The sequence below is a fragment of the Arenibacter troitsensis genome (assembly GCF_900177645.1).
GTDB lineage: Bacteria > Bacteroidota > Bacteroidia > Flavobacteriales > Flavobacteriaceae > Arenibacter > Arenibacter troitsensis.
In genome coordinates this window covers 846,058-867,527 of sequence record NZ_FXAO01000001.1, presented here as the reverse complement: position 1 = coordinate 867,527, position 21,470 = coordinate 846,058, and the positions used below count along the sequence as shown (strand labels likewise).

At 38.9% G+C, this 21,470-nt stretch carries 16 protein-coding genes; 12 read left to right on the top strand and 4 right to left on the bottom strand.

Annotation, left to right across the window (positions count from 1 at the left end; all coding sequences use genetic code 11):
• Nucleotides 1-53: 53 nt before the first annotated feature.
• The 9 genes from B9Y87_RS03480 (at nucleotide 54) to B9Y87_RS03440 (ending at nucleotide 9,075) form a co-directional block, all read left to right on the top strand.
• Nucleotides 54-1,232, top strand: coding sequence for an acyl-CoA dehydrogenase family protein (locus B9Y87_RS03480; RefSeq protein ID WP_085496169.1), 1,179 nt, complete (start codon nucleotides 54-56; stop codon nucleotides 1,230-1,232).
• A gap of 5 nt (nucleotides 1,233-1,237) precedes the next feature.
• On the top strand, nucleotides 1,238-2,320 hold the full coding sequence (locus B9Y87_RS03475) for a phosphotransferase family protein (protein WP_085496167.1): 1,083 nt from the start codon (nucleotides 1,238-1,240) through the stop codon (nucleotides 2,318-2,320).
• A 140-nt stretch (nucleotides 2,321-2,460) separates the two neighbouring features.
• Nucleotides 2,461-2,862 carry a response regulator gene (locus B9Y87_RS03470; protein ID WP_085496165.1) on the top strand — a complete coding sequence of 134 codons (402 nt, stop codon included), beginning with the start codon at nucleotides 2,461-2,463 and terminating at the stop codon, nucleotides 2,860-2,862.
• A gap of 74 nt (nucleotides 2,863-2,936) precedes the next feature.
• Nucleotides 2,937-3,479 (top strand): heme NO-binding domain-containing protein, encoded by a 543-nt coding sequence (locus B9Y87_RS03465; protein ID WP_085496163.1) that lies wholly within the window; start codon nucleotides 2,937-2,939, stop codon nucleotides 3,477-3,479.
• A complete protein-coding gene (locus tag B9Y87_RS03460) occupies nucleotides 3,472-5,853 on the top strand; it encodes a PAS domain S-box protein (RefSeq protein ID WP_085496162.1) in 2,382 nt (793 codons plus the stop codon). Before B9Y87_RS03465 ends, B9Y87_RS03460 begins: the two co-directional genes overlap by 8 nt.
• A complete protein-coding gene (locus tag B9Y87_RS03455) occupies nucleotides 5,850-6,983 on the top strand; it encodes an FIST signal transduction protein (protein ID WP_085496160.1) in 1,134 nt (377 codons plus the stop codon). The genes B9Y87_RS03460 and B9Y87_RS03455 overlap by 4 nt, the downstream gene beginning before the upstream one ends.
• Entirely contained in the window at nucleotides 6,983-8,059 is a 1,077-nt protein-coding gene (locus B9Y87_RS03450; RefSeq protein ID WP_085496157.1) for a sensor histidine kinase, read from the top strand. The genes B9Y87_RS03455 and B9Y87_RS03450 overlap by 1 nt, the downstream gene beginning before the upstream one ends.
• Entirely contained in the window at nucleotides 8,043-8,363 is a 321-nt protein-coding gene (locus B9Y87_RS03445; RefSeq protein WP_085496155.1) for a histidine kinase, read from the top strand. The genes B9Y87_RS03450 and B9Y87_RS03445 overlap by 17 nt, the downstream gene beginning before the upstream one ends.
• 1 nt (nucleotide 8,364) lies before the next feature.
• Entirely contained in the window at nucleotides 8,365-9,075 is a 711-nt protein-coding gene (locus B9Y87_RS03440; RefSeq protein ID WP_085496153.1) for a LytR/AlgR family response regulator transcription factor, read from the top strand.
• A gap of 45 nt (nucleotides 9,076-9,120) precedes the next feature.
• On the opposite strand, the gene B9Y87_RS03435 is transcribed toward B9Y87_RS03440, so the two are convergent.
• Nucleotides 9,121-11,196 (bottom strand): tetratricopeptide repeat protein, encoded by a 2,076-nt coding sequence (locus B9Y87_RS03435; RefSeq protein ID WP_085496151.1) that lies wholly within the window; start codon nucleotides 11,194-11,196, stop codon nucleotides 9,121-9,123.
• Nucleotides 11,197-11,452: 256 nt separating this feature from the next.
• Between B9Y87_RS03435 and B9Y87_RS03430 the strand changes: the two genes are divergently transcribed.
• Together B9Y87_RS03430 and B9Y87_RS03425 are read left to right on the top strand one after the other, a co-directional pair.
• Nucleotides 11,453-12,688, top strand: coding sequence for an oligosaccharide flippase family protein (locus tag B9Y87_RS03430; RefSeq protein WP_085496149.1), 1,236 nt, complete (start codon nucleotides 11,453-11,455; stop codon nucleotides 12,686-12,688).
• A gap of 251 nt (nucleotides 12,689-12,939) precedes the next feature.
• Nucleotides 12,940-14,169 (top strand): glycosyltransferase, encoded by a 1,230-nt coding sequence (locus B9Y87_RS03425; RefSeq protein WP_085496147.1) that lies wholly within the window; start codon nucleotides 12,940-12,942, stop codon nucleotides 14,167-14,169.
• Between the two features lie 58 nt (nucleotides 14,170-14,227).
• Here the strand turns inward: B9Y87_RS03425 and B9Y87_RS03420 are convergent, their stop codons facing one another.
• From B9Y87_RS03420 to B9Y87_RS03410, 3 genes are read right to left on the bottom strand one after another with little or no spacing between them, the layout of a single operon-like run.
• On the bottom strand, nucleotides 14,228-15,769 hold the full coding sequence (locus tag B9Y87_RS03420; RefSeq protein ID WP_085496145.1) for a cellulase family glycosylhydrolase: 1,542 nt from the start codon (nucleotides 15,767-15,769) through the stop codon (nucleotides 14,228-14,230).
• Nucleotides 15,756-16,988, bottom strand: a complete 1,233-nt coding sequence (locus B9Y87_RS03415) for an Ig-like domain-containing protein (protein WP_085496144.1) — start codon at nucleotides 16,986-16,988, stop codon at nucleotides 15,756-15,758. Before B9Y87_RS03415 ends, B9Y87_RS03420 begins: the two co-directional genes overlap by 14 nt.
• Before the next feature lies 1 nt (nucleotide 16,989).
• Nucleotides 16,990-20,076, bottom strand: a complete 3,087-nt coding sequence (locus B9Y87_RS03410) for a hypothetical protein (RefSeq protein WP_085496143.1) — start codon at nucleotides 20,074-20,076, stop codon at nucleotides 16,990-16,992.
• A 208-nt stretch (nucleotides 20,077-20,284) separates the two neighbouring features.
• On the opposite strand from B9Y87_RS03410, the gene B9Y87_RS03405 reads away from it, so the two are divergent.
• Complete coding sequence (locus B9Y87_RS03405; RefSeq protein ID WP_085496142.1) at nucleotides 20,285-21,424, top strand: response regulator; 1,140 nt, start codon at nucleotides 20,285-20,287, stop codon at nucleotides 21,422-21,424.
• The last annotated feature ends 46 nt before the right edge of the window (nucleotides 21,425-21,470 follow it).

The window sequence follows — 21,470 nt, the reverse complement described above, 5'->3', positions numbered from 1 at the left end:
CATTTCCCCAGCCGGTAATATATGAAGACTAAACCTTCCAAAAAGCAAATCAAATGAATTTCGACGATATAAAAAAAAGGATAAAGGCCTTTGTTAAGGAGGAACTTTTTCCTTTGGAACCCTGGATTTTAAATTGTAGCTGGGATGAAAAACTTCCAAAACTCAATGAACTCCGCCAAAAAGTAAAGGATATTGGACTTTGGCTACCTCAGATTCCAAAGGAATACGGGGGTTTAGGACTATCCAATACCCAGCATGGGGAAATAAGCGAAATTTTGGGTGCCAGTCCCTACGGACATTACTGTTTTAATTGTCAGGCCCCTGACGCCGGCAACATGGAAATATTGATCGAATTCGGAACCAAAGAACAAAAAGAGGCATATCTCTACCCTCTTCTAGCGGGCGATATTAGAAGTTGTTTCGCCATGACCGAACCGGATTTTGCTGGCTCCAATCCCGTAAATATGGGCACAATGGCCTTTAAAAAAGATGACAACTATATAATAAACGGCCATAAATGGTTTACGACAGGTTTTGATGGGGCCACCTTTGCCATTGTAATGTTGATAACCAATCCAGAGGCAACAGAAGCGCATAAAAAGGCTAGTCAGGTTATTATCCCCACCAATACCACTGGTATTGAATTCATTAGAAACATTCCCGTTATGGGTCATACCGGTAATGGCTGGGAGAGTCATTCCGAAATTAAATTCCATAATGTAAAAGTCTCATTGACCAATGTCCTTGGAGGAGATGGAGAAGGATTTACCATTGCCCAAAAAAGGTTGGGCCCGGGACGTATTCACCATTGCATGCGATGGATGGGTATTTGCGAACGATCTTTTGATCTCATGTGTCAGCGGGCCATATCCCGGGAATTGGCACATAGTAAGACATTGGCCGATAAACAGACCGTTCAAAACTGGATAGCCGAATCCAGGGCCGAAATTAATGCTGCAAGATTATTAATCCAGGATGCCGCAAAAAAAATTGATTCTCAGGGTGCCTATAAGACCCGAAAGGAAATTTCCATCATTAAATTTTACTGTGCCAACGTCCTACAAAAGGTGGTAGACAGGGCAATTCAGGTCCATGGTGCCTTGGGCCTAACAGACGACACCATCCTGGCCTTCTACTATAGACAGGAGCGGGCTGCCCGAATTTATGATGGGGCGGACGAGGTGCATATGAGCAGCTTGGCCAGACAAATTTTAAAAGAATACAGAATTTAAGCGCTATGTTGAACATATGGAACGATAAATCAACCAAGGTTCGCAAAGGCGAGGAATTGGGAGTGGGTAATTTGAAATCCTATTTGAACCATTTCTTTGAAATTGATGGGGATATAAATATAGCCCAATTCCCAAGTGGTTATTCCAACCTAACATATCTGCTGCAAATTGGGAAAAGTGAATATGTATTGCGAAGGCCGCCCATAGGGGCCAATATAAAATCCGGACACGACATGAAGCGTGAATTCGATATATTATCGGCCTTAAAACCTTCCTATACCAAAGTGCCTAAGCCAATACTTTATTGTGAGGACAATACTGTTTTAGGTTGCCCCTTCTACCTTATGGAACGGGTGGAAGGAGTAATTCTAAGGGCAAAAATGCCTGAAGGGATGATTCCGTCCACGGCAGAGATGCAAGGCATATCCAACAGTTTTGTAGATACGTTTGTTGATCTTCATCAGCTCAATGTTAAGGATATTGGCCTAGATAATTTTGGTAAACCTGAAGGATATATGCAACGACAAATTGAAGGCTGGACCAAACGATATTACAAATCCAAAACCGATGAAATACCCAAAATTGAAGCTGCGGCCAAATGGTTGGGCCAAAATACGCCCAAAGAACCCAAAAACTATTCCCTGATCCATAACGATTTTAAATACGACAATTTGATACTGGACCCCCAGGATTGGACCAAAGTAAATGCGGTTCTGGATTGGGAAATGGCCACGATAGGAAATCCGTTGATGGATCTGGGAACCACTCTGGGATATTGGGTAAATCCTAATGACCCCGACTTTATGAAGGCATTGAACCTTACCCCTACAAATCTGCGAGGGAACCTATCTCGGGAAGAAGTGGTGCATCAATATTCCCTTAAAAGTGGACAGGAAGTAACTAATATTATCTTTTACTACGTTTATGGATTATTCAAAATAGCGGTGATCATACAACAAATATTCTACCGCTACAAAAAGGGATTTACACAAGATCCACGTTTTGCAAAACTAATTGACGGCGTAACCCTTCTCGGAGAAATTTCACAGATGGCCATAGCCAAAAAAAGATTGGACGGTTTGTTTTGAAAATTAAATGGTCTATCATCAAAATACAAATGGCGTACCATAAGGACCACTGGTCTACACAAAATGTCCATTCACCTAAAGTAGGGAATTATTACAATCTATTATTCGGTTATTTGTAATTAACGGTAATACGACTTAAAATGAATATTCTATTTATTGAAGATGATGCTATAGAAACCATGAAACTTCAAAGAACTACGGTTAAGCTTGGTTTAAAACATAATATTATAGAAGCCAAAAATGGTGAGGAAGCCCTCACCGTTTTAAATTCCAATTCCCCATTGCCAGATCTTATTTTATTGGATCTCAATATGCCTAGAATGAACGGGATCGAATTCTTAAAAATACTTAAGGCGGACGTAAACTTTAGATACCTCCCAACTATTGTTTTAACAACATCGCAAAATAGGGCCGATTTATTGGAATGCTATAGAATTGGAATAGCCGGATACATTCTAAAACCCTTAAAATATGAGGATTACGAGGATAAATTAAAAAAAGTATTGGAATATTGGGATATTAATGAACTTGTTAAGGCATAACAGATTTCACGGGATTCACAACAATTTATTTTCCATAAGTAATCGTTTTCCTACATTTGATCAAAACCTAAAAAATGAAAGGAATTGTATTTACAGAATTTTTGGAAATGGTGGAATCCGAATTCGGTTTAGCAGTGGTAGACGCCATCATAGACGAATGCGATTTACCCTCCGAAGGCATCTATACTTCGGTTGGCACCTATGATTTTAATGAAATGGTTGCTTTAATTAAAAGTTTGAGCAATAATGTAGGCGTAGATTCCAATACTTTGATCTTTTCTTTTGGTCGTTATTTATTTACCAGTCTGGGCAAGGCACATCCTGAAGTAATTCAAAGCTATAACAATCCATTAGGGCTTCTTTATTCGATTGAAGACCATATACATGTCCATGTTCAAAAATTGTATCCAGAAGCTGAGTTACCCACATTTAAAATATTGGAAAAAACAGACACCTCCATTTCTATGATATATTCCTCCTCCAGGGGTTTATATCGTTTGGCCCATGGTCTTATAGAAAAATGTTTTGAACACTATAATGGATCTGCCCAAGTTTCCTATGAACTATTAAAGGCAGACGGTACCGAAGTGAAATTTGATATTATTCAAAATGGATAGTAAACAAGAAATAATCCTTCTCAAAAAGGCTTTGGAGCGACAGAAAAAAGCACGCATACAGGCCGAAAAAATCTTGGAAATCAAATCCAAGGAACTCTACGATACCTCCTTCCATTTAAAACAGGCAAATCATAAACTAGAAAGTTTATTAAATAAAAAAACTGCGGCCCTAAATGGCTCCTTTCTGGACATAATTGATCCCTATGTAATCATGGACCTTAAGGCCAATGTCATAAATATGAACCTTTCTGCCAAAGAGTTTCTGGGTTATGACCATACAGTAGAACCTGTTAACTTAACACAACTGGTACATAAAGATTACTTGGACTATACCAAGGAATCTTTCCAGATATTGATAAAAGCAGGGACAATCAAAAATTATAGGGCAAAAATCATACTTAAAAATAAGGAGGAAAGATATGTTCAGATAAACAGTAGCCTTATTTACGACCAGGACAGAAAACCCATTGCGGCCCAGGGAATTATAAGAGATATTAGCCAAGAAACAGAAATAAAACATTTGTTGGCAGAGCAAAAAAAACAACTTAATATCATAGTTGAAAATTCACCTCTTGGCATTGCATTAACCGTTAAAGGAAAAATCATAAAGGCAAACCCTAGTTTTTGCAACCTCCTTGGGTACTCGACCAATGAGCTCAAAAATCAAACCATTAAGGATATTTCCGAACCTGTTGATTCCTTGGATTCGACGGACAAACTGGTTAAAATGAATGATGGAGAAATTGATAATTTTTCATGTATTAGAAAATACTTACGAAAAGATGGTAGCCATTTGTATGCCAAAACCCATATAAGCGCCGTAAGAAATAACCAAAATGAAGTAGAATTTCAAGTAACTACCATAGAAGACATTACCAAGGAAATGAAAGCGGAGGAAAAGTTAAAGGCCTCCGAAAACCGACTTTCTACACTTATACTAAACCTACAGACCGGGGTGCTCCTGGAAAATGAAGATCGAAAAATCTCACTTACCAATCAACTTTTTTGTGACCTTTTTCAAATACCCGCCTCACCAGAGCAGCTGATAGGGGCCGATTGTGTTGATGCGGCCGAGCAAAATAAGTCACTTTTTAAAAACCCAGACTCCTTCGTGGCAAGAATTGAAAAAATTCTTAGCGATCAAGTTATGGTGGTCTCAGACGAACTGGAAATGGTAGATGGCAGAATCCTGGAGCGCGATTATATCCCTATCTTTAATAATGGGGAATACAAAGGACACCTTTGGACATACCAAGACGTGACACTTAGTAGAAATTACAATAGAACTTTGGAAGCACAAAGGGAGAAATACAGTAGTATTATTGCTAACATGAATCTAGGACTTATTGAAGTAGACAATGACGATATTATTCAAATGGTAAACCAAAGTTTCTGCCAAATGAGCGCCTACTCCGAACAGGAACTATTAGGAAAAAAAGCAAAAGAGGTCATCAATATTACGGACAACACTATAATAAACGAAAAAAACCAAAAAAGGCTAGAAGGAAAGTCAGATTCCTATGAAATAGAGGTAAGGGATAAAAATGGGTCGTTAAAGCATTGGATGATCAGTGGGGCTCCAAGATATAATGAGTCTGGTGCCATTATAGGGTCTATCGGCATACACTTGGATATTACAGAACAAAAACTGTTGCAATTGGAAAAATTAGAATTGGTCAAGGAATTGGAAAACAGTAATAAAGGATTACAAGAGTACGCCCATATAGTCTCACATGATTTAAAATCACCATTGCGAAGTATCATGGCCTTGTCTACATGGATGCTAGAAGACTACAGGGAGGTCTTGGATGAAGCAGGACAAAAAAATCTGCAATTGATGCAGGACAAAATAGAATTGATGGACAATTTGATCAGCGGCATTTTGGAATATTCAACTGCCAATAGTTCCAATTTGGTCAATAGCGATATTGACCTAAACTGCGTGGTGTCAGATATAATCGATAGTATTTACATTCCAGAGCATGTCACCGTTGCTGTACCTGTAAAATTACCAACCGTCTTGGCAGACAAAACAAAGATTCACCAATTGTTCCAGAATATTATTGGCAATGCCGTAGTACATATAGAAAAAGAAAAGGGACTGGTGGAAGTTTTATGTTCGGAAACTGAAAACTACTGGCAGTTTACAATAAAGGATAATGGAGTAGGTATTCCCGAAAAATATCACACAAAAATATTTGAGATTTTCCAATCTGTCGGTACCAATGAAAGATCTTCCGGAATCGGATTGTCTATCGTAAAGAAAATTGTAGATCGCTATAATGGACGTGTTTGGATAGATAGCCAAGTAGGGATTGGCACTAATTTTCATTTTACCCTTCAAAAAATTAAAAACAAACAACCCGTAACATGAAAATATTACAGGCCATTAAAATGAAAGGTTCAACCTTCAATTTTATCCAAGACCTACAAGTTCTAAAAAATCCACTTGTACTTGTTTTTGGAAATAGGTACATGTTACAGGATAAGGATCTATATAGGGAAGTAAGAACTCTTTTCCCAAACGGACATATTGTTTTTGGCACTACTTCTGGTGAAATTATGGATGCCAATGTCTATGATGGCACTGTGGTTCTGACAGCCATAGAATTTGAAAAAAGCACTTTTCTTGTTAAGGCCAAAAATGTGGTTGATTTTGGCAACGATGACAAAAGCTTGGGACAACAACTTATGTCCGAGTTTTCACAAGAGGGTTTACAGCATTTATTTATTGTTTCAGAAGGCAGTTCCGTAAATGGTAGCGCGCTGATTCATGGTGTGGAAATAAACAAGTTATGTAAGGTGGGCCTGTCAGGAGGATTATGTGGTGATGATGACCGATTTGAACTTACCTTATCATCATATAACGAACCCCCTAAAGAGGGTCAGGTGGTCGCAATCGGTTTCTATGGGGACACCTTGGAAATCACTAGTGCCAACTTTGGAGGTTGGACTGCATTTGGACCAGAGCGAATTATAACAAAGTCCAAGGACAACATCCTGTATGAATTAGATGGTAAGCCCGCATTGGACCTATATAAAAAATACTTGGGCAATAAAGCATCCGAACTTCCTAAATCGGCCTTGCTCTATCCGTTAAGTGTTAGAACACAAGGAGATTCCGAACCCATTGTTAGGACCATACTCAATATTGATGAATTGGAAAATGCCATGATTCTGGCCGGGGACGTACCTGAGAGATCTAAAGTTCAATTAATGATGTCTACTGTAGATGATATTGCCAACGGCGCTAATTTGGCAGCTAAAATAGCCATGCGAAATAGAAAAAATAAACCCGAATTGGCATTGCTCGTTAGCTGTATTGGAAGAAAATTAGTGATGGATCAGCGAACCGAAGAGGAGGTTGAAGAGGTTATTTCCGTAATAGGCCCAAGCGCCAAAATTACAGGATTCTACTCCTATGGTGAAATGGCTCCCTTTGAAGGTCAAGAAACCTGTAAATTACACAATCAGACCATGACATTAACCTTATTCAGCGAATAATGCATAACCTGCTCAAAAGACAACTCAAAAAGTATCTATCGGAAAACCTCAGTGAGGATGATGCCCTAAACCCTTTCTTAACAGCTGTTGAGAGGTCCTACGAAAATTATGACGATAAACTGAGCATGTTGCAAAGAGCAACTACCATTAGTTCTGAAGAACTGTATGCAGCCAATCGCGAGCTGGAAAATGAAGCCCAACGACAAAATCACATCCTTAATTCTTTAGAAAAAGCAATAACTAGTCTGGAAGCCAATCTAGAACATAAAAACCAATTGGATTATAACTCTGAAAACGAGTTTGATGCCGAAAAACTTGCAAAACATATAAGTGACCTGGCCAGAAAGGTGGCAAATATGGCTATGGAAAAAGATAATTTATTAAAAGATTTAAAAACCCAAAATGAATCACTGAACAATTATGCACATATAGTGTCTCACGATTTAAAATCACCGATTAGAAATATCAGTACATTGATGAATTGGATTTTGGAAGATGAAAAAGGGAAATTCTCACCGGAGAGTAGTATCAACTGTTCACTGATTACACAAAACCTTGAAAAAATGGACAAGCTTATAGATGGTATTTTAGAGCATGCCACTATGGGTACCACAAATGAAAATTACGTCTCTTTCAGCTTAAAATCGGTACTGGACAATTTGAAACAAACGCTGTATATCCCTAAAAATATAAATATTATATACGCTGACACACTGCCCATATTATTCTGTGAAATAAAACGTATTGAGCAGTTATTTATGAATTTAATTATCAACGCAGTAACAGCTACCGAGGAGATTGAACAAGGGATTATTGAAATTAAGGCCAAAGATCAAGGCGACTACTGGAAATTTAGTATTACCGACAATGGTAAGGGAATTCCGGAAAATCATCAATCCAGTATTTTTGAAATGTTCAAAAAATTGGATACGGATAGTAAATCTACTGGTATTGGTCTTGCTTTAGTAAAAAAAATAGTAGATTTATACGAGGGTGAAATTTCGTTGAAATCGGAGGAAAACAAAGGAACAACCTTTTTTTTCACATTAAAAAAACCATATGACCGAAGTACCTAATCTTAATTACATAAAGGAGCTGGCCGGTGATGATATTGAGTTTGAGAAAAAATTCATCAGTATCATAAAAAAGGAGTTCCCGGAAGAGGTAGATACATACCTGGGACAGATCCGAACAAATGAGCTATTAATGGCCGCTGAAACTGTACATAAATTAAAGCACAAATTTAACATCCTGGGACTAGAACAGGCCTACGGATATGCAGTAACCTATGAGGAAGACCTTAGGGATGGCAATAATAAGATGGACATGGATTTTAGAGCAATACTTCAAAAAATAACAAAATACCTTACAACTATATAATATGAATTGTATTATCATAGACGACGAGGCCGCGGCAAGGGCAATTGTAGCCCAATTATGCTCCAAAATATCGGAATTGGATGTTATTGCCGAATTTGATAATGCTATTGACGCATTAAAATTTCTAAATCAAGAATCCATAGATATTGTTTTCCTGGATATCCACATGCCTGGATTTTCTGGTGTCGATTTTGTACAGACCCTAAAAAATCCTCCTAAAGTTGTATTGACTACCTCTGACACCAATTTTGCCATAGCAGCCTATGAATACGAGTGCATTGTGGACTACCTAGTAAAGCCCATTACTTTGGAGCGCTTTCAAAAATCCTTTCAAAAATTAAAGAACATTACACAACTACCTCCTGTTGGTCCATCAAAGGAAATAGGAGAGTCAGCCTCAGGGGAAGATCTTTATATCAATATAGATAGACGCCTAATTAAATTGAAGCTGAATGAGCTTACGGTCATAGAAGCCAAAGGGGATTATATTGATATCAAGACCGAAAAAGAGGTGTATCACGTACATACTACCTTAAAGAAAATTAAGGAGAAACTGCCGGAAAAGGTTTTTATGCAAATACATAGGTCTTTTATAATTAACTTCAGCAAAATTATAGATATTGAGGACAATAGCGTCTTAATAGGTAAGAACGTTATTCCGATCAGTCGCTCCAATAGACCTGAACTGATGCGAAGGCTAAACCTTCTGTAAAAACAGCACAAATATATTGGACTTAACCTTCACACTGGAAGATTTTTAATTCGATTTGCTTTCCGCCTCCAAATTGGCAAAGAACAATGGTTGTTTGGTCAAGGACCATTTTAGTTTAAATCCAATTTCCGTAAATTCAAAACCAGCGGCCGTGGCCGATGCTATATTGCTATATTTGCCGTAAATACTTCCACTGAGACGTTTGCCAAATTGGTGCTGCATGGAAGCCTCTGACCTGAAAATTGCAGTTTGAGGGTCGTTTTCCACCTTTTGAATTCCTGTAGCCACACTGGCCATATAGTTGGTATGAGTGGATATTTTTCCCCTGATATCCCCAAAAACTTCCCCAGCCTGATATTTTTCTGGGCTAAAATATATGGTAGGCACTTGCTCTCCGAAGGTGATATACTGATAATTAAGACCGAACTTTAATGCCGGTTTCTGTAATACCGTATAATACAAAGAGGTAAATAAGAGGTTACGACTGTTGTTGTCGGTCTGCTGGGTGTACATCAATTGCGTATACCAACCCAAATTTACATTGGTGCCCAGATTGTAATTAAGTCCATAATGATTCATCACAATTTCGCGCTCTATCAAATCCGCATTAAAATTCTGCACTTCCCTTTGGTAGCCAAGTTCTAGATTCTGCAACTTAAAAGGCTTTATTTTTAATTTGGCATCCAAAACCGGTTGTGTGTAAGCTGTTTCCATAAACCTACTGTTATTGAATCCCAATACAGTGGCCATATCTACATTAGGGGCCAATTTGTATCCAAAACCAACCAACACAACATGGGATTCCGCCTTATTCTGGGTAACCGTATTCTCTGTAGTTCGGTACTGGTAGTTTAGTGTGGTTTTAAATTTGGTGGAAAAAGGTACAAAGGCATTTACGGAATTGGAAAAAGCCACGTTATTTCCATTGTCAAAGGTATAGGCAGCATGTTCTTCAATACTTGGGGTATGCAAACCATTGAGTTTTTCAATAAAACCTTGTGCATCCTTTTGATTCTTAAAAATTTTCAAAGTCTGAAATGCCGCCTTATAAGCAGGTACGATTCTATCTGAAGCAAAAAGTGCATTTGCCTTGCCTAGGTTTCCGTCAAAAGAAACACTGTCCTTAGAGAGTATGGCATCATAGCTTGATAAACTTGCCTTAAAATCACCGGTATACATTCCTAGTGTAGCATTTAATGCCTGAACCCAATTGCCATTCGGATATACCAGGGCTAGACGGTCTATTTCCTTTCTGGCTTCGGCAAACTTCCTATTCCATATCAGGGCCTGCACATAGCGGTCGAAGGTGTGCTGATTAAGCACCGGATCGCCAAATGACTCCACTTTTTCTTTAGCTTCCAAGGCCATTTTCAGAGCCATTTTTTCATTTCCGGCTATGTGTTCTGCAAGTGCAATTCCATTTATAGCGGTGATGGAATCTTTAGCGGATGTGGCATATCTTCGGTAGGTATTTTTGGCACTATCCGTCTCTTTGGTTATCAATTGTAGGTTGGCCAAATTCAACAATGCCTCCTTATCTTCTGGAAAATCTCCAAAAATTTCCAGTAGCAATTGTTGTCCCATCCCATAATTTTGTGCATTTACAAACTCATTGGCGTATCCCAATTTTATATACTTCCTTGAAATCTTGGCACCTTCATTATCCGGTTGCAGTGCTATGGCCTTATTTACCCAATTCAGTGCAGTTTCATATTCCCTTAGATTGCTCAAGGTATTGGCATACCCCAACAAAGCCCCAAACTTATCTGGATTTTTGGCCACCATATCCTTATATAGGGGTTTGGCCTCCTTAAATTTTCCTGCCCATAAAAGGGATTCTATATAATTTATGGCCACCTCGTAATCATTGGGGTACTTTTGTTGTAAATCTCCAAATAAAGCATTGGCCGTTTTAGGCGCTCCATTTAGTCCTACTGCCCTTCCGTAACAAATCTGCGCGGTCTTGTTTTCGGAATCCGATTCCAAAAAGGCTTCAAAAAAAATCTCGGCATCTGCAAAATTACCATTTTCCAAAAGTTCAAATCCCTTTTGCATAGATTGCTGGGCCTGTATGGAAAATGACAATAATAAGAATGTAGTAATTAATTTATAAATATTCATAGGTTAAGTTTTCTGGATTTTATAGGCTATTTGGTTCGCCTAAGAATCCTATTTATTAAGCTTATGTAAAGTTACCGCATACCCTTCTTTACCGGAAGTGCAATACCCGCCATTCGTCTACAGCAATTGACGATCCGTCTACATCGGCCTTTTCAAAAGGCCTATCATTTAGATATTTGCTTAATAATTGCATAATTATTGACCCTAAATACCATTTGCCAACAGATCAATATAGAAAACCTTTAAAAAAAATAAGATGACCATATCCAATATAGTAATCAAAAAAATTTCCCCCGCACAGTTGTTTATGGGTAGTGCGCTCCTAGTAAATGGGGGCAACTACCTGTACAACTTAGCTTTGGGAAGAATACTGGGACCTGAGGCCTTTGCTGAAGCGGCACTGTTGATCACCCTTTTATTGGTATTATCCTTTATAGGAATGACGTTTCAATTGGTAACCGCCAAGTTTGCCGTTTTGCTTTCAGAAGAGGATTACTCCCATTTTCAAAACACTATCTATACCTATTCGCTTGCTTTTGGTATGGCCATTGGAATAATGGTAATTTATTTTGCCCCAGAGCTCCAAATTTTGTTCCAAACCCAAAATGCCTGGATGTTTACCATATTTGGTGTTGGTATCCCCATTTATTTTTTAATGAGCGTCAATCGCGGTAAATACCAAGGTTTCCAAAACTTTGGAAAACTATCTTTTACCTACCAGACGGAAATGTGGAGCAGATTGATCATCACCGTGCTCTTGTTAATTTTACTCCCATTTGAGCCTGCCATCCTGGTGGCGCTTGGAATAGGACTTTCTTTTCTTTTTGGATTGATTCCGATGGATTTTAAAGAGGTGACAATTTTTACAAAAAATAGACTTTCCAAAGCCAACACAAAAAAAGTGCTTCAATTCATAGGACTCACCGCTGGATATGAACTAACACAGATTATTATTAATAATAGTGATATTCTTTTGGTTAAGCATTATTTTGATGCTTTGGAAGCAGGTTTATATGCCTCTTTAGCTTTGATTGGTCGCGTTGTCTATTTTGTTGCATGGATGTTCGTAATGTTATTGTTGCCAAAAGTGGTCCAAAAACACAAGGACGGAGAGCCCACAGTTCCGGTACTTTCAAAATACATAGGATTTATTGGCGTGTTATCCCTGGGCATTGTTATGGCTTGCTATCTGTTTCCAGGAACAATAATTAATTTATTGTTCGGAGAGGCCTACCTATCCATGGCCCCTTTACTATGGCAATATGCCCTAGCTACATCGCTTTTCGCCATCTCCAATATTTTTGCCTACTATTTTCTGTCATTGGACCATTACATACCGGTAATTCTATCTGGTATTCTAGGGGTTTCCCAGGTGTTGTTGATTGTTCTGTTTCACAGTAGCCTTACTATGATAGTCCAAATTCAGATTATAGTAATGGTCGCGTTACTGGTGGCTCAGGCACTCTACTTTTTTAGCAAATCCATAAAGTAATACTTTGCAATTAAAAATATAATTCTATGGCACCTCTGCCCCCAGAGCGGTTATTTTTGAGGATAAAGTCTAGGCAATGGACCAAAACTAAAAACAATTAATGGGCAATTTCCTTAAAACAATTTAACCGAACACCTTTACCATTGGTCTATATAAAAGAGCCAACCACCTCTAATCATCCATATTTATAATACTTATGGGTGATATTTGTCCCAGAAATTAATTCTAAATCTTAACACAAAACTTGACCTATGAAATTAGCCATTGTAACTGCCTACCCTCCCAGTAAAGTAACCCTAACGGAATACGGATATCACCTAGTGAAGCACTTTAGGTTACAAAATGAGGTAAGCGAAATAGTTTTGATTTGCGACAGGACCTCTGAGGAAAAAGACCTGAACTTTGATGGGGAAGGTTGTAAAATAAGCGTTAAGGAATGCTGGAATTTTAATAGCTATACCAACCTTTTAAGCATTAGCAAAACCATTACGGAGACTAAGCCGGATGCCGTATTGTTCAATCTACAGTTCTTAAAATTCGGCGATAAAAAAATCCCGGCAGCCCTGGGTCTACTTCTTCCTTTGATATGTAAACTAAAAGGTATCCCCACCATTTCCTTACTGCATAACATTATGGAACAGGTGGACTTAAAAAATGCAGGTATCACCAAAAATATCATTTTGCAAAAGGCCTATGGCCTCATAGGAACTACCTTGACCAAATTTGTTTTAGCGTCGGATGTACTTGCGGTTACTATAAGCAAGTATGTAGATATCTTAGAAAAAAAATACAAGGCAAGAAATGTGGCATTAGTACCCCATGGAGCCTTTGAAACCCCTCCGGAACCTGATTATTGTCTACCCGAAGGTCCAAAGCAGATCATGGCCTTCGGTAAATTTGGTACCTATAAAAAAGTCGAAATTCTAATAGAGTCCGTAGAAATTATCAGAAACCGCACCAATTTGGATTTGGAAATCGTAATAGCCGGAACGGACAGTCCCAATACTCCTGGCTATTTGGAAGATATTAAAAAACAATATGCCCATGTACCCCAAATACGTTTTACAGGCTATGTAGCCGAGGAAGATGTCCCTGTGATTTTCGCTGAGAGCGCCGTTACCGTATTTCCTTATACTTCCACCACAGGTAGTTCAGGAGTATTGCATCAGGCCGGTAGTTATGGCAAGGCCGTTGCCCTACCCGACTTGGGAGATCTTAGTATTTTAGTTAAAGAAGAAGGCTATAAAGGAGAATTTTTCAATCCCGAAAGTGCGGCATCCCTAGCCGATGCCATTGAAAAAATTTTAAAGGATGATTTCTATAGGGTCCAATTGGGAAGGAACAACTTTAAAGCAGCCTCTTCCCTGCCTATGTCCGAAATCACCAATATGTATGTTAATTACTTCAAGGCCATTCAATTGGCAAAATCCAAAGGTTTTTCATTAACACTGCCCAAAAGAGTGGCCGAACTGGAAAAATAGTTTTTAAGTTTTAGGTTAAGTGATGAAAAGGGAACGATTTGGCTAATCGTTTCCTTTTCTATTTTTGGATTATACCTTTAAGGTAATAGTAGGTTTTTTTGGGTTTACCTTCCATATCAAGACAACCGAAATACTTTTGGGGTTCCCTTCTCCAAGGCCTGTTGCCAACCACAGCGGATGGAACCTTTTCAAAATCGTATAAGGTCCAGAAAAGAAATGGTATTTGGGCTTCTTTTAGAAGGGGCTGAATTTCCTCATAATAGGCCGCCTGTTTCCCCTCCGAGTTTAGAAAAGCATTCCACACCCCGCTATAGGAAGAGCTGCCGTATTCCTGAAGGACGGTAATTTTACCACTTGGAATGGCGTTTTTCATTTTGTCATATGCGGATAAAAAATCTTTGGTATCCCTATAATAGTGAAAGGAAACAAAATCGAGTTCATCGGCAATATTAATGGCAGCTTCCGGACTGGACCATCCTACTGTTATTGGATGCAGGTTATCCCACTTTTTTACCCTTATGTTAAGCTCCTTTAGCCAAGCCAGCACATTATCCCTTCCTCTTGATTCAAAATCCAGATCGGGTTCGTTCTTTAAATCCCATGCCAGCAAGCTAGGATGGTCCATATATTCTTTTACCACCTTTTCGGCATGTCTGAAGGTCAATGTCCAGTTGGGCAGACTATAGTCCCCATAGAAATCAAAAAGAGTGATAATGACCATCAAATGTTCATTTTCCGCAGCATCCAGAAGTGTCCTCACTTTACTAAGTCGAATCGCATCCAAGTGGGCCTCCCCAAAATCTGAATAAGGAATAAACACACGAACGGTATTGAGTCCCATTTCCCTTATCTTCCTAAAATCTGATGCAATAATACCATCGTTAAACTTATTTCCGAAGGTATCCCATGGACTGTCTTTAGGATAATAGTTGAGTCCTTTGATATTTTTTAAAATTTCTAGATTACCAGCACCAATTATTGGCTCTTTCTTCACCTGAAGAGGTTCTGATGCCACCCTCACAAAATGACGCACCCTCCAAAAACCATCCTCTAAAAGCATTACTACTTGGAATGTTGCCGTTTCATGAAATTCCAAAACTGGAATTCCGTTTAAAAAGCCCTTCTTGTAAAGCAATACATTCTTATCCAGAAAAGAAATTTGGGTACCATCAGCGCTATAAAAATTTAATTCGGGCCAATGTTCCAAAGTGGTCTGAACAAAGGTAGCGCCCTTTTGCTTGTTTGTATCCAATATTTTATACAGTTTGGTCCTAGCACTTTCGGTAAAGTAGTCGGCAATGCCGTATTGATTGTTGGTAGCTAGGGAGGCATTTTTCACGTACCAACCATTAAGGTAATCCCGTTCAATTTTCGCCAAAGTTTGTTTCTCTATGGGGCGGCCTTCCACTGAAGTTGTGTCCCACACCACCTCGGGCAAATAAATGGGCGATTTTTCCCCACCTATATGCAGAAGGGTGGAGCGGTCCGCACCAGTATTCAAATAAGACCAAACCGAACTTATCCCGAAAAGCACCAATGCATTAATGGCCAGGAATGTACCAATCAAAAGGACCCTTAAGATGTTTTTATTCCATTTCATTTTGGGCCAATTTTATACGCATTTCTTTTTTAATACCAGCACATTCCACGGTAATGTGATAATCCCCTTCAAGATATAATCCTTTGTCCAGCTCAAATGACCCCATCCCAGATCTGGCATGTGCTTGCTTGTCCTCAATAAATTTACCGTTACTGTCGTAAATTTTTAATTCGATAACCAATCCTTCCGGTACCAACTGCCCCATAAATCCAAGAATTGGGCCCACTATGATCTTTCGATTATTTTTGGACCATTTAACTTCAAAATCTTTTATGGCACTTTTAAAATTCAGCTGCAGCTCATTGCTCTTTGCCTCACCCGTAATATACGCAGTAACCCCCCATTCTTCCTCCTCATTAGGGTGCAACATATTGGAGCTTGCAATTCCGGCCAAGGTAGTCCCCATAGATTTGAGCAATTCACCACGCTTATTTTTAACTATGAAATTAACCAAGGTTCCATCGTTAACCGTATTCCCAAACCTATCCGTTATTGGTGAGGTCATAAATCTCACGACTTGATTACCATCCGCAAAATCATGTACACGTTCAAATCCAATTTTGAAATCAGTACTATTGGAGGGGGATACAATGCTTGTAAGCTCTTTGGAAGGCACCCCGTTTACCGCCGCAGTAACCAACATACGTCCCGCTTTTTCTTCCCCATAAAGTAGGCTATAGGCAAGACCATCTTTAAGGCGAACTTCAAATACATTGGTTTTGAAATCTACTAGTTGGCTAATAGACACTACAGTACTATCTGGAAGAGGATTGTCATAATCGTCGGTTGGTATAATGGTAAGCATGGAATAATCCTGCCCCCCAGCCCTAATACTTCTTGGCCCAAAATAGGTTTCTATTTTGGAGAGATTCCCAATCCGCGGACCAAGATAAAATTTGTCCGATAACAGTACCTTGGAATTGGATACGAGCTTCCAGTGGTATTCCCCTGCCTCTTCCGTGAATTTTGGGGGGATATTGAAAACGGCATTATCATTAATTATTTTAGGTTGAAACAACAGGGGGCCAAAACTATTTTCCAACAATAGCAAAGCGTTTCCGTTTCCTTGAAGGTGGAATTGAAATTCCAACCCGTCACCAACAGATGACGGATGTGAAACAGCTACTACTTCCACCTTCAGGTTAGTATTTGGCACCTCCTCCCCCTCCCTACAACCGAGGCTTGCCAACATTACCAATATGTAGAACTTCCACCTCATATTACCTTGGATTTCCTATATAACTGTTCATTTCCAATTTTATAAAATCATAATCAGATCCCTTAAAAGGTTGCATTTGTTCATACGAATGACTCCGATTCCGCACCCCGATTACTTTTCCGGCAATTTCCGCGTTGGGCAGTCCATTTACATAACAGTTTTCCAAACTACTGTTGACAATCTTCAACCCATCCAATTCCTTGATATCATACTGAAATGATTGTTTGCGCTGCACCCGGACCCCGTCCCGAACAAATTTATGGTCAACCCAAAGGAGATTTTTGTCGGCATCGTAATAGGAAATCAACAGTAAGGGAATCGTTACTTCCTGAATCCCTGAATTGTACAGTTGCCCCTTGATCCTGTCTGGCAACAATTGTATTTCCTGAAGCACCAATCCCTTATAAAGATCAGTATTGGCTACATTGCCGGCACACTGTAGATTGAATTTGGTAGGTTGCTCCGAAAATGTCACAGGTGTAAATTCATCGGGGTTAAAAGTAGGGGGAATGGTATCTTTGGTCTGTGACCATGCAATACCTTCAAAATTGATTTTGAAGGTGGTGGTTTCCATGGGCATTAACTTATGCTTCATATGAAACTTGGCGTTATAACTGGCCAACTCCTTATCCTCGTCATTGTACAATGTAGCCTTTAGAACCACATCGGCAGGAACATTGTCAACATTCTGCAATTCCCCGATAACCGAGTAACTGCCATCCATTTTTACCAATTTGGCACTAAGCACCTCCAAAACTGGTTGTTTCAGTACATCCTCATGATGGGTCTGTTCTGTGGTTATTTTTCGTCGACCATGGTTATAAAAAGTAGTATTGTTGGAAGTAAACAATTGATCAGGGGGAATGTCGCTATCTAAATAGGACGGTTCTATGTACCATTTCCCTTGACGTTTTACCAAATTATGATTGTATGTCTTTTGTATTCGTTCCAAAGGGGTTACCCAAAATGTTTCTACTTCCGCCCTAGCATTTTGGTCAGTCTCATTGGATATCTTTATTTGGATTGCGTCCAATTTAGCATACGAGCTTAAGATGCCATCGGTTACAGATACTTCCTGCATATATTGGGCAATGGAAATTTCCTTTTCTATATCCAAAAATGAGTGTGCTGTCTCAAATTCCTTAAAATCCAAGGCATTATAATAGGCCTTAACCACATTTTGTGGAGACCTTTGGGCTATGTTGTGGATATAAAATTGGTAGATTCCAAATCCGAACAACGATATGACCAAGAATGCCCAGAGATGATTTACACTGATAAGGAATGATGGAAATTTCCTATATTCAATAGCATACTTCATATAGTCCGGCTGTTGGATCATTCTTGAATTAAGTATTCGAATCCAGAGCAGTTGAATATTGATAACAAAGGCTATCAATACTGTTAGAATAGGTACAATGCCCCACATTAGCTTCAGCCATTGGGCTACATCCTCTTTGGGAAGAATGGAGGGCACCGGGGGTACGTTTAATTTTTCCCAAACCATAATACCATTTTCCAACTGTTGTAGACGTTGCCATCCACAGAAATAAAGGATGGGGTCATAGAATTTATCATTACTAAAGATGTACTTTAGGTTATACTTTTCCGGAACGGTCAAAAACTGCTGAAGGGAACCAATACCCTCTACCCCCCTAAATTTCGAATTCTCCAAACGCTCAATGGCCCTGGTCGTCAATTCCGGTAATCGTCTTGCAGAATGATAATTACCATCAACAGTCATGGCATTTGTTTGCGCCGAGAGCCATGCCATTTGATCCCCGAAACCCAAGGGCAAATAACGCCATTGGTCATGTTGGTCCTGATTTAAAAAATTAACGATGGGAAGCATTTTTATTTTTTGGGGCTGTGAGGGTCTAAAATATCCTAAACTCATTGTAAAAATGACCATTAAAAGAATACTGCCTCCAATAAAAATACTTAGCACCCTATGGTATATTGCCCCAAAACGCCGTTGCAGTTGTTGTTTTAGATCACCTTCTGCCAATCTATAGATAAACTCCCCAAATATTGGTAACGCCATTATAGTTGCCCAAAGGGTAAAACGGTCCAAGGTCAGGATATTAAATGCAGTTTCGCCCAATACTTTCAACGGTATAGGGGTTGTTCCCCCGGTGCCCAAAATAGTAAGTGCGGATATGGACAAACCAAAAAACAAAAATCGTTTACTATAAAGTCGATAAAAAATATAGGGCAGAAAGAACAGCAGTATTCCCCAAGGCACAATAAAGAATACCAGACCTGATGAGGTCACTTCCAAAAAATTATCCCTGGAACCATGTGGAATGGGGATTTGGGTAATAGGGTTCTTTTTGGAATTGACCCAATAGGGCAAAATACAGACCACTATTAATACCAAAGAGGAAAAACCAAATCCAACTATACGCCAAAAGAGCTGTTTAAAAGATTTGAAGAACACCTTAAAAGTTAATTCCCTATTGGTAGATACCTTATCACGGGATACATCCATAACGACCATTCCAATTAATGGAAAGACAAAAAATACCATTCCAAAAATAGGTGTAACATGATGAGAGGTAACCGTTACGGCAATCAGTGATAAGGAAGTGAGTAAATAATGCGACCTCCCCGTTTTGATCCATAAATATATTTCAGTAAGGGAATGCAAAAGAACTGAAAGTCCAATAATACTGGGTAACTGCCCAAATATATGCAAGGTTTCTATAAAGGTTGTGGAAAATACCGCCATCAAGGAAGTATAGCCTGCTACTTTTTGATTCCCCGTCATTAAAAGCCCAAAACGGTAAGTACCTGTAATAAAAAGAACAATTCCCAACAGAGCTACCGTGAACAATCCAAATTTTAGGCCACCAACATAGGATAAAAGGGCAATGGATTGATGAACCAAAGGTGGATAACCCTGAACTGTAAACCCCGTATACCATCTATAATCCCATGGTTCGAACCAACTATTGGCATAATGATCCGCAAAAAAAAGATGGATCAAAGCATCATAGGTAGATTCCAATGTAAAAAAAATACTGGCACCGTGAAATGTAAGTCCAAAAAACAGGGCCAGGACCAGTAAACTATTGGTGTTTTTCATTAATGGATTATAACAAAATTATAACAATCTAAAGATAGCATTATTGTATAAGAGACAATAAATCAGCCATCGCAGCAAAAAATCCATTCATCTATAGAAAACTGCCACTGAACTTTTGACCACCTTTTAAACGGATAGGTTGTTACTACATTTGCTTCAGAAATTGCATTAAAGCCAGCAATTTTAAAATAAACTTAAAACTTAACCTATGAAAATTTTAGCCATTGACGATCAACAACTAATTCTCCTATCAGTAGAAAAAAGACTTTCAGAACTCGGATATGAAGTAAAAACTGCAGATAATGGAGCTAACGGAATTAAACTCTACGATAACTACAAGCCCGACCTTGTTCTAGTGGATATGAACATGCCGGACATGTCCGGCATGGAAGTGGTTAAACATATTAGGTTTTTCAAAGAATCCAAAACACCTATCCTAGTCATGTCCGGAAATACCGATGAATCCATTATCCTTGACAGTTTTACATTGGGTATAGACGATTACATGAAGAAACCTGTGAGCTTGGATGAAATGACCGCTAGGATCAAAAGAATAATTGGAAGCCCTAAACTCTCTGTGGATACATTGCCAATAGCCAATACCAGAATGCTGCAAAAAAATTGCGTTGGCGTAGTAATCCCATGTTATAATGAAGAAGACAGACTATCCAGTGACCAATTCAGGAATTTTGCCTACGAAAACCTCGGCTACCATCTTTGCTTTGTAAACGATGGGAGTACAGACAATACTATGAAAGTGCTGGAGGAACTTAGAAAAGGAAACGAGTCCAACATCAGCATATATAACTGTGAACAAAATGGTGGGAAGGCAGAAGCGGTCCGGCAAGGAATCCAATATTTGATGCAGGATAAACAATTGGATTATATTGGGTATCTGGACGCTGATCTCTCCACAGATTTCAGGGATTTTGACGACTTGGTAAAAACCATAGAAAATTCACAATTCAAAATAGTCAGTGGCTCACGTATCAGCAGAATGGGTGCTGACATTACCAAGGAATCTGCCCGTAAAATAATTAGTAAAACCATAAATATTATTATTCAAAAGATTCTTGGCATGCCCTTTAAGGATACCCAATGCGGTGCCAAGGTAATGAACAGGGAAATTGCAGCAACTATGTTTGAAAAGAAATTCATAACCAAATGGTTATTCGATGTTGAAATATTTATGCGCATGCGTAAGCATTACGGTAAAAAGGAGGCGACGAATATGATCTGCGAGCAACCCCTTAAACGCTGGATACATGCAGATGGGTCCAAATTATCCATGAAAGATTCCATTAAAATTGTTGGCCAATTGGCCAAGATTGCAGTGGTATACAATTGAGTTATTGGGAGGGATCGTAAACCTAATCCTATATCGAAAAACCTAT